The sequence below is a fragment of the Paracoccus halophilus genome (assembly GCF_000763905.1).
GTDB lineage: Bacteria > Pseudomonadota > Alphaproteobacteria > Rhodobacterales > Rhodobacteraceae > Paracoccus > Paracoccus halophilus.
In genome coordinates, this window is sequence record NZ_JRKN01000072.1 from 1 (window position 1) to 3,689 (window position 3,689).

Below are 3,689 nucleotides of genomic sequence, written 5' to 3' on the forward strand. Positions count from 1 at the left end.
TCCGTATGGTTCGTGGTTGAAGCGTCGAAACTCTACATCGATCATACACCTCGATGGCCACCCGAGATTAAGCCGAACGTGCCGGTGAAATTACACCACGTCGGCGGACACTACCAACCGGCGCGGTTCAGTGTCGAACCAAACAATTTTCTTAACGCCATACTCGTTCACGTTGTAAGCAACTGGTATCGCACTTGCAGCCTGTGCGACCAAAGTGCCTGAGGTCAGGCCAGTGGTCCTTCCAACCTTCTTCACCCGAGTCCCCGGGACTGGCTGTCCAACAACACCTGGGGTGTCATATGCGCTGCCCTGATGGGAACTTACCCTGTCGAGAGCAGAGAAACTGAATAGACTCACGTCGCAGTTCTGGTCGATATTGATGTTTTCCGGGATGCCATCATTGATCGGCAGCAGGCGGCTGTGTCGTCCGATGGGGAATGGGTCACATGCATCCTGCGTCGCATCAACGGGACCCGGGGCCAGTATCGATAGGCCCGGCATCGCGTGATTGCAGGCTCCAGATACGTGGTTGTTTGTCATTCCGAACATCTGCCCTGAGCATCCTGAACAATCAGACCAAATGTCCCTGCTCCAATGCAGTGAGCCGGAAAAATCGACGAGCCACACGCATAGCGCCCATTGTGATGGGTGAAAGGCTGAGGCTGCTGTGGTGACGGTGGGTTCCCTTTAACCTGCGCAATACCGCCTTGCATGTAATCGGCTGTGTAGTCGCCAATGGCGAATGGGAGCACTTTCTCGTCGCCCTTTGTCACCTTATTGTGGGTAAAGACGATTACCTTTTTCTCGCCGTCGGAGAAGCCAACTAGTTGTTTGATCCCACGGTTTGATGGTGCGATCCTTTCTTTAGGCTCCAGACCCATTGATTTAGGGCTGTTCGCGTGATTCAGGCTCTGCAAGGAGACCTATGCGGATTTCGGAAATACCGGACAGGGATTACGCTAAATCCCGGACAGCCGTTTCGGTAATTCCCGGACAGGACGGGCACGGCTGGTCATCTGCCTGCGAAGATGTTCAGGCTTCCATGGTTTCGGGGTTTTCGGCCGAGGTCAAGTTCTGTGTTCGGTCCTTTCTGCGCATGCTTTCTCCTTTGAGTTCGATGCGGTGTGCGTTGTGGACGATCCGGTCGAGGATGGCGTCTGCGATTGTGGGTTCGCCGATCATGTCGTGCCAGCCCGAGACGGGGAGCTGGGCGGTGATGATGGTGGAGCGGCGCTGGTAGCGTTCCTCGAAGAGTTCCAGCAGATCGAGGCGCTGCTGATCGGTCAGGCCATGGGTTCCCCAGTCATCGAGCACCAACAGTTGGACACGGGCCAGCTTGTCGACGAGGCGGGGAAAGCGGCCATCGAGACGGGCCATGGCCATATCCTCGAAGAGGCGCGGCATGCGGATATAGGAGACGGAATGATCGAAGCGGGCGGCCTGATGGGCGAAGGCGCAGGCGAGCCAGGTCTTGCCGGTGCCGGTCTGGCCGGTGAGGATGATCTGCTCGCGGGCCCTGATCCAGTCGCCCTGGGCCAGCGACAGGATCTGGCGCCGGTCGAGGCCGCGGCTGGCGGCGAAATCGATGTCTTCGATACAGGCGTTCGGGAAGCGCATGCGGGCATTGCGCAGCCTGTTGGCAAAGCGCTTGTCGGCGCGGGCGGCGGTTTCGCGGTCGAGCATGAGGCCGAGCCATTCGTTGCGGTCGAGCGTCTGGTCGGGGTCCTGTTCGCCGAGCGCTTTCCAGGCTTCAAGCATGCCTGTGAGGCCGAGCGCGGCCATCTGGTCGAGGGTGGGATGTGTGAGCACGTCTTTCTCCTTTCCGGGGGTTACTGGTAATAGCCTGGGCCACGGATATTGTCGTGAACCGGCGTGGCGGTGACGGGGTCTGGCGGGCTGGGCGCCCGATCCAGACCGGTGATGAGGATGGAACGGACCGAGGCATAGTTGACGGTGCCGATCGTCAGCGCGCGTTCGCAGGCCGCCTCCAGCCTGTCCGCGCCGAACTGCCGTTGCAGACCAAGCACGCCGAGGGCGGAGCGGTATCCCTGCTCGGGATGGGGCCTGTCGCGCATCAGGCGTTCGATCAGGGCGGCGGCGTGATAGCCGGTCCGGGCGGCGCGGGTGATCAGGCTTTCCGGCGTCATGCCGCCGTAGCGCTGATGGGCCTTGGGCATATGGTCCCGGACCGTGGTGTGGCCGCCGCGTTGCCCCCGGCGATGATGCACCGCAACCCGTTCATGGTTATGGAATATCTCGATCATGCGATGGGTGAGGCGGACATCAACCTGCCGGCCGATCAGCCGGTGCGGCACGGAATAGAAGCCGTGCAGCACCTCGATGTGATAATCGGGATGCACTTTGGCGCGCTTCCACTCGGCATATTCGAAGGGCGTATCGGGCAAGGGGCTGAGCGCGGGGTGTTCGATCTCTTCAAACAGTTCGCGCCGCGACCGTCCGACCCGGCGCATGATCCGCCCGTTCAGGTCATCGAGCAGTTCCGCGATTGCCGCGTTCAGTGTCTCGATGGAAAAGAACTGCCGGTTGCGCAACCGCGCGAGAATCCAGCGCTCCACGATCAGCACGGCGCCTTCGACCTTGCCCTTGTCGCGGGGTTTGCGCGGCCGGGTCGGCAGCACTGTCGTATCATAATGCGTGGCCATGTCGGAGAAGGTCCTGGTCAGCGACGGCTCGAACCAGAGCGGCTTGGCCACGGCGGCCTTCAGATTGTCGCAGATGATCGCCTTGGGCACGCCGCCCATGAACTTCAGCGCCCGGATCTGCGCCTCGATCCAGTCCGGCAGCCTTTGGCTGAGACTGGCCCAGGCGAAGGTGTAGTTCGATGCCCCCAGCACGGCGACGAAGATCTGCGCGCTGTGCATGCGACCGGTGCCGGGGTCGATGACCGGGATCGTATGACCGGCATAGTCCGTCTGCATCACCGCCCCGGCCTCGTGGCGGTTCCGGTAAACCGGGTTGAGGCGGCGCTCGAACGCGCGGTAGCGTTCGCAGAACCATGTATATCCGTAGCCGTCGGGATGCGCCGCCCGATATTCCTCCCAGAGCAGCACCAGCGTCACGCCCTTGCGCTTCATCTCGGCCGCCATCTTCGGCCAGTCGGGCTCGCTCAGATCCCGCGGTGGGCGGCCAACCCGCTGGAAAAGGGCCTGCTTCAGCCTGCGATCATCGTCACGGCCCGCAGGCAAGGGCCAGCAGTTCAGACCGGCCTCCCGCGCCCGCAGCAGATAAGTCGCAACGGTCGTCTTGCTCAGCTTCAGGCGCAGGGCCACCTCGCGGACCGAAAGCCCCTGTTCATGCGTCAGCCGCAATATCGTTCGTATGTCTCGCACGGTCATCCGCCTCGCTTGCTTCCGTCTCGGCATGCCCTCTCCGATCTCGTCAAAGATCGGCAGAGTGCCGTAACGGCGCAGGGGATGACCAACCATGTTCCCGGCACCCGGAACTGTCCGGGACTTACCGAAATCACTGTCCCGGATTTACCGAAACGCGTGTCCGGGAATTACTGAAATCCGTGTCCGAGAGTTTGCGAAACCCGCAACCTATCCATGAGCAACCTTTTCTGGCTGACTGACGCGCAGATGGAGCGTCTGAAACCCTATTTCCCGAAGTCCCACGGCAAGCCACGCGTTGACGACCGTCGTGTGCTGAGCGGCATAATATTCATCAAT

At 61.2% G+C, this 3,689-nt stretch carries 4 protein-coding genes and 1 pseudogene; 2 read left to right on the plus strand and 3 right to left on the minus strand.

The genetic code is table 11. The features are described from left to right. Positions 1 to 222: hypothetical protein (locus IT41_RS21805; RefSeq protein ID WP_231564843.1), on the plus strand; the 222-nt coding region annotated here is incomplete at its 5' end. Between the two features lie 314 nt (positions 223 to 536). Here IT41_RS21805 and IT41_RS21140 read toward each other — a convergent pair. From IT41_RS21140 to istA, 3 genes are all read right to left on the minus strand, one after another. Further along, entirely contained in the window at positions 537 to 917 is a 381-nt protein-coding gene (locus IT41_RS21140) for a hypothetical protein (protein WP_139221799.1), read from the minus strand. Between the two features lie 115 nt (positions 918 to 1,032). After that, positions 1,033 to 1,782, minus strand: a complete 750-nt coding sequence (gene istB, locus IT41_RS19000) for an IS21-like element helper ATPase IstB (protein WP_139221801.1) — start codon at positions 1,780 to 1,782, stop codon at positions 1,033 to 1,035. A gap of 47 nt (positions 1,783 to 1,829) precedes the next feature. Next, on the minus strand, positions 1,830 to 3,383 hold the full coding sequence (gene istA / locus IT41_RS19005) for an IS21 family transposase (RefSeq protein ID WP_036744294.1): 1,554 nt from the start codon (positions 3,381 to 3,383) through the stop codon (positions 1,830 to 1,832). A 183-nt stretch (positions 3,384 to 3,566) separates the two neighbouring features. On the opposite strand from istA, the pseudogene IT41_RS20420 reads away from it, so the two are divergent. Next, positions 3,567 to 3,689 (plus strand): annotated as a pseudogene (locus IT41_RS20420) (IS5/IS1182 family transposase); the annotation flags it as partial.

Excerpts from the sequence above, each read along its gene's own strand:
- istB (WP_139221801.1), bottom strand. The coding sequence starts at position 1,782 with ATGGCCGCGCTCGGCCTCACAGGCATGCTTGAAGCCTGGAAAGCGCTC.
- istA (WP_036744294.1), bottom strand. The coding sequence starts at position 3,383 with ATGCCGAGACGGAAGCAAGCGAGGCGGATGACCGTGCGAGACATACGA.